This is a genomic window from Corallococcus sp. CA053C (genome assembly GCF_003611675.1).
Lineage (GTDB): Bacteria > Myxococcota > Myxococcia > Myxococcales > Myxococcaceae > Corallococcus.
Genome location: NZ_RAWA01000560.1, coordinates 1 through 4,952, shown reverse-complemented (window position 1 = coordinate 4,952; position 4,952 = coordinate 1). Strand labels below are relative to the sequence as shown.

The following is a 4,952-nucleotide window of genomic DNA, read 5'->3' as shown; positions in this document are numbered from 1 at the left end:
AGTGTGTATAAGAGACAGACGTTCCGGCATCAGCGGTGCCGCCGTCGGTGTCGATGGCGCCGGCGTCAGGCATGCCCGCATCCGCTGTCACCGTGCCGGCGTCAGAAGGGCCGGCATCAGAAGGGCCGGCATCAGAAGGGCCGGCGTCAATGCCACCGTCGTCACCCCCGTCCTCCTGCAACAGGCTCTCGCGAGACAACGGGGCCTGCTCGTCGGGTCGGGGGGATTCCGGTCCGCAAGCGGTGAGCAGGCAGAGGCCTGCCGTGAGCAACGAAAGGATGCGGGGCATGGGCGACCTCATGGACCTGCGCGAAGCTCTGGGGGTGCAGCCGGAGGAGGAGGAACCGCGGGCGCGGCGGGCGGTTTCGCGGGGGCGGCATCGTCCTCGGCCTTCCGAGGCTCCGCGGGCGCCGTGTCGGTGCGGATGCGGCCTTCGAGCAGCTCGATGTCGAGCGAGCCCGGGGCGGGCGTGTTGACGAACTGCTGCCAGGTGCCGTCCGGCGCCGTGAAGAGGAACGACACCGCCACGGGCGCTCCGTCGGGCAGCGGCACCTTCACGCGCTGGAGCGTGCCCGGGTAGATGAGCGCGGACAGCAGCACGTCCGCGTCGGGCTGGAACACGCGGGCGGACACCTCGCCATAGGACTCGACGGCGAACAGCTTCGGGTCCACCTTGCGCACGAGCATGTAGAGCGGCCGGCCCTGGTTGGTGCCCGCGGGAGCCTTGATGCTCAGGTGCAGCGTGCTCGGCGTACAGGCGACCAACAGCAGCGACAGCGCCGCCGGGAGGGACTTCAGGGAGCGCCTCATCGCGGCACCTCGCGGAACGGGGTCCAGGGCTCACCCTTCAAGCCGAAGCGCAGGTCCATCATCCCGTCGGTGCTCGCGCCGCCCTTCGCGCGCAGGCTCCACTGGCGATGCTTCTCCTCCGTGAGCCGCGAGGACTCCAGCAACCGGAAGCAGCTCCACGCCGAGCGCGACTTCTCCAGCGACGCGTACTGCACCGACTGATCCGCGGGCGCACGCACCTCCAGCATCAGCGACGCCGTCTGCTGGTCCCACCACGACAGCGGGAACTCCTGCCAGGTGGGGCTCTGGTTGTACGCGTGGAAGGTCGTCTTGCCGCACTTGAGCGCGCCCAGCGTGACGAAGCTCCCCGGCGTCGGCGCCGCGGGCAGCGGCAGCGGCATCACCTGCAGCATCAGGGGCCTCGGTTTGCCCTCCGCGTCCCACAGCGTGCGCCCCAACCGCGCCAGCCGCCCCAGCGTGGGCAGCATCTCTTCAGGCAACGTGAGCTGGCGGCTCTGGAGCACGCTCTTCTGCACCCACTCCGTGCCGCGCTCCTCGGCCACCGGCGACAGCACGCGCGTCACGAAGTCCCAGAACACGCCGTCCTGGCGGCGGAGCACCTCCAGGTCTCCCGGATCCACCTCCTGCGTGGCCTCCGGGCTGAACGGGTAGCGCGCCAACAGCGGCCGCAGCAGGCGGGTGGAGGCGTCCTTCCACTGCTGCTGAAGCGTCTGCTCAAGCTCCCGCTGTCCCAGGTCCCGCACCGCGAGGAACGGCTGGCGGAAGGGCTGCCGCAGTTCTCCGATGAGCCCCTGCTGATCCAGCCACGCATCCACCTTGCGCAGGTAGGACGTGTCGTCCTCCAGCATCATCGCGAACGCCAGCCGCCCCCGTGGCGTCAGCAGCTCCGCGAGCCGGGCCGCGCCTCCCGTCGTCGGTGGGCTCCCGGGCGTCGCGGCCACGGGCGTGCCGGCGGCGGGTGCCACCGCCGCGCCCGCGCGGGGCACGGCGTTGAGCTCGTCGGAGAGCTGGGCCACGAGCATCCGGTAGGGGTTCAGCGCCACGTAGTTGCCACTGTCATCCGGCTTCATCAGCTGGACGATGGGCTTGAAGGGCGCCACCGCGTTGCGCAGCGATTCGTAGTAGGGCCCGTCCAGCGGCTCCAGCGTCGCGCCCTGGGCCACGTCGCGCAGCATGTCCACCAGCTCCGACGAGGGCTGGGTGAGGCGCGCCAGCTCCTCCGACAGGAGCGCCGGCACCGGCGCCTGGAAGCGGTAGCCCGCCACACGCTGGAAGAGGCGGTTGCGGTACTGGAGCGCGAACTGGTTCACCTTGCGGCGCACGTGCTCCTGGCGCTGGGAGACCTCCTCCACCGGCAGCCCCGCGCCCTTGATGCGCTGGGTGAACTCGTCCACCAGCGGCCGCAGCCGGGTGTCGAACTCCAGCCGGTCGGCCGCGAGCCCCGCGGTGGCGCGTGCTCCGCCTTCCGGTGCCCCCACCAGCGTGCCGAAGGGCATGTGGCCCGTCTTCTCGTGGTAGCGCATCAGCGCCTGGTGCAGCAGCCGCGAGGCGTCCTTGGGCCGGAACTCGAAGGTGCTCTGCAGCACCGTCACCTGGAGCACCGCAGGGCCGTTGCCGGGCAGCCACAGCCCGTCGCGCACGAGCAGCTCCGCCATGCTCATCTTCTGCACCGCCTTGACGCCCAGGTACGCCTCTTCCTCCATGCGCAACATGCCCGCGAGCACGTCACGGTGGTCGTTCATCCACTGGACGGCGGTGAGCGTGGAGAGCACGCCCCGGAAGGTGCCGGTGTCCACGCGCGCATCGGAGGCGGACAGCAGCTCCAGCATGCGGGGCAGGGTGCCGAAGCGCGCGCTGTCGTCCAGCCACGCCTGCAGCCGCCGGCGCTCGTCCTGCATCGCCTCCAGGTCCGCGTCCAGCTTCTCCAGCTCGTGCGGCTCCACGGCCTGGTCCTGGAGCAGGTCCTGCATGCGCTTGAAGTGGGCCTGCCACGGCGCCAGCTGCGCCTCCAGCGTGAGGGCCTCCGGGTAGGGCCACCGGGCCCAGGAGAACTCGGGCCCCTCCGGCCGCTGCCACGGGGCGCCGCTGATGAGCACGTAGTCGCCCACCAGGGACTCGTTGAGGCCCACGGCCGACACCCACGAGCGCGACGCGTCCAGCGACGCCGGCTCCGCGGCCTGGGCGTCGTCGGCTTCGGGCACGAAGCTCCAGGTGGGGCGGGTGTGCAGGCTCGCGAGGATGAACTTGCCCAGCGGCTCGTCGCGCGAGGCGTGCAGCGTGGCCAGCAGGTAGACGACCTGTTCGGGACGGCACGTCTCCGGCTGCCGCTGGCACTGCTCCAGGGCGGGGCGGATGTGGGCCTCGCGGATGCCCTGGGCCAGCCGCTGGCGCAGGTTCTCCCGGTCGTCCACGGCGCTGTAGCGCAGCAGGGGCCAGAAGCCCATCGCGCGCCACAGGGTGTCCAGCGAGTGGCCCGCGTCCAGCACCTGATCCTGCACCACGCCGCCGGACACCTGCTGCCCCTGCTCGTGCATGCGCTTCACGGTGTCCTCGAAGCGCTGGACCCGGGTCTGCGCCTGCTTCAGCCGCCAGGAGAAGTACCCGTACACGGCCCCCAGGGGCAGGGCGCACGCCAGGGCCACCAGCACGGCGCGCCGCAGGTGGGCGTGGAAGTAGCGCGCGCGCACCGCCTTCGCGGCGCTGGCTTCGGCGGAGACCGACAGCACGCCCGGGTCCCTCGCGTCGGGGTCGTTGGAGGACAGCGACACCGCCGTCAGCCGGGGCGCGTACGCCAGCGTCTGGCCCTCCATCAGCGCGGCGACGAAGCGCGACAGGGCCTGGAAGGGCTTGTGGCCGTCGGAATAGAAGCGCTCCAGCCGCTCGAAGGCCTCCACCGGCAGCGACGTCAGGCCCAGCGCCAGGTACTGCTCCTGCGTCTGGAGCAGCGTCGCGAGCTGGCCCTCGTCGCCCGGCTTCGGGAACGGGAAGCGCAGCGGCACCTGGTGCGAGCGCAGCAGGCGCGCGAAGTCCGTGAAGCCGTCCAGCGTGTCCAGGTGGGTGAGGCACACGCGCGTCTCCACCTGGGCCTCCAGTACCTCGGCCAACAGGTTGAGCTTCCCGCGCATGAACTGGGCGGCGCGGCGCACCTCGTCCGGGGACTTCTCCGACAGCCAGTCCGCGTCCAGCACCAGCACCGCCAGCGCCTGCTGCCCGTGGCCGAAGCTGTCGCGCCACAGCCGGCGCAGGGCCTCGCGCGCCTGGGGCGTCTCGTTCTCCAGCAGCTGCCCGGAGAGCTCCTGCGCGACGATGTCCGAGCCCAGGTAGAGCTTCAGCAGCGAGTCCGAGGTGTGGCTGGGCAGGAACTGCCGCTCCTGCCGCTGCCAGTCCACGTCCATCGCGATGAGCTGCGAGCGGCCCGCGCCCACCGGGCCCATCACCACCACGCCGGGCAGGTCCCCCACCGCCACGCGGTGGCGCAAGGGCAGCTTCGAGAGGAAGTCCTGACGCACCTTGCGCAGCTGGTTGACGTCCAGGGGCGGCGGCCCATCCGGGACCGCGGCGGCCTTCTTCTTGCGCGCGCGCAGCCACGCCACCCCCAGGCCCACGCCCGCGGTCAGCAGTACCAGCGCGACCGCCAGCCACGGCCGCCAGGCGGGGGGAATCAACTCCGACAGCTTCTTGAGCGGCTCCATGACTCAGCGGCCTTCCCGGGCCCGGAGGCCCCTGGCTCGGCCGGCCCGGTCAGCTCGGTCGATGGCCTCGAGGACGTCCTCCAGCGTGTCCACCGTCCCCACGAACTTCGCGCGCAGCGCCTGCTGCTCCTCCGGGGACACGCGCACGCCGCCGGGCGCGGGGAAGAGGGCGGAGAGGCCCGCGTGCAGGTCCTCCAGGAGCGGTGTCAGGTCCTCGCGTGTGGCCGCGAAGCGCGCGTCGGCGAACCTCGCGTCGAGCAGCCGCTCCACGCGCCGCAGCACCTCCGGCGCGCTCTCCGCCCCCGCCGTCGCGGGCGCGGCCTCCAGGGGCTTCCGGGGCGCCGTCACCGGGTCCCCCACCACAGCAGGCCCTGCAGCCCCAGCACGCCCAGCCCGGCGAAGGCGTAGTAGCGGGCGGGGAAGGCGTAGAGCAGGGGCCCCGTGTCCTCC

The 4,952-nt window shown here is 72.1% G+C and carries 3 protein-coding genes and 1 pseudogene; all 4 read right to left on the bottom strand.

Annotation, left to right across the window (positions count from 1 at the left end; translation table 11 throughout):
* Window positions 1-289: pseudogene (locus D7V97_RS46320) on the bottom strand (multidrug transporter); the annotation flags it as partial.
* Between the two features lie 8 nt (window positions 290-297).
* Window positions 298-810: a hypothetical protein gene (locus D7V97_RS39865; RefSeq protein ID WP_120615800.1), complete on the bottom strand. Its 513-nt coding sequence runs from the start codon at window positions 808-810 to the stop codon at window positions 298-300.
* The gene (locus tag D7V97_RS39860) at window positions 807-4,502 is read right to left on the bottom strand and encodes a type VI secretion IcmF C-terminal domain-containing protein (protein WP_120615799.1); all 3,696 of its coding nucleotides are present in this window, start codon (window positions 4,500-4,502) and stop codon (window positions 807-809) included. The genes D7V97_RS39865 and D7V97_RS39860 overlap by 4 nt, the downstream gene beginning before the upstream one ends.
* 3 nt (window positions 4,503-4,505) lie before the next feature.
* Window positions 4,506-4,850: a hypothetical protein gene (locus D7V97_RS39855; protein ID WP_233583534.1), complete on the bottom strand. Its 345-nt coding sequence runs from the start codon at window positions 4,848-4,850 to the stop codon at window positions 4,506-4,508.
* Window positions 4,851-4,952 lie beyond the last annotated feature (102 nt).